Annotated in this window: 1 pseudogene; it reads left to right on the top strand. The window is 55.1% G+C overall.

From position 1 onward, the window contains the following. Positions 1-583, top strand: a pseudogene (locus IV04_RS24495) (glutamine synthetase); the annotation flags it as partial.

The following is a 583-nucleotide window of genomic DNA, read 5'->3' as shown; positions in this document are numbered from 1 at the left end:
TACTCCCTTTGACGTTGAACCTCGCAATGTCCTGAATCGAATATGGCAGGCGTTGCGCCAGCGTGGATTATTCCCGGTGGTAGCGGTAGAGCTGGAGTTTTATCTCATCGATCGACAACGGGATTCCGAAGGTGATCTGCAACCCCCTTGTGCGCCTGGAACGCAAGAGCGTAACGTACAGAGCCAGGTTTATTCGCTGGATAATCTCAACCACTTTGCCGGGGTGCTGAACGACATTGACAGGCTGGCACAGATGCAGGGGCTGCCAGCCGATGGCGCGGTGGCGGAAGCATCGCCAGGCCAGTTCGAAGTGAACCTGAACCATACCGATAACGTCTTGCAGGCTTGCGATCATGCGCTGGCTTTGAAGCGCCTGGTGCGGCAGGTGGCAGAAAACCACAATATGCATGCCACCTTTATGGCCAAACCCTATGAGGATTATGCCGGTAGTGGAATGCATGTGCATATCAGTATGATAGACAGCGCAGGTAGAAACCTGTTTGCCGAGTCAGACGGTGCCGATTCGGCGTTGCTGAAGCGTGCATTGGCGGGGATGATTGCCCTGATGCCAGCTTCCATGGCG

Origin of the sequence: Serratia sp. Ag1, from assembly GCF_000743355.1 — a bacterium.
In the GTDB taxonomy this organism is placed as follows: Bacteria; Pseudomonadota; Gammaproteobacteria; order Enterobacterales; family Enterobacteriaceae; genus Chania.
Note: the sequence above shows the minus strand (reverse complement) of the source record. Positions and strands in the feature narration are given on the sequence as shown.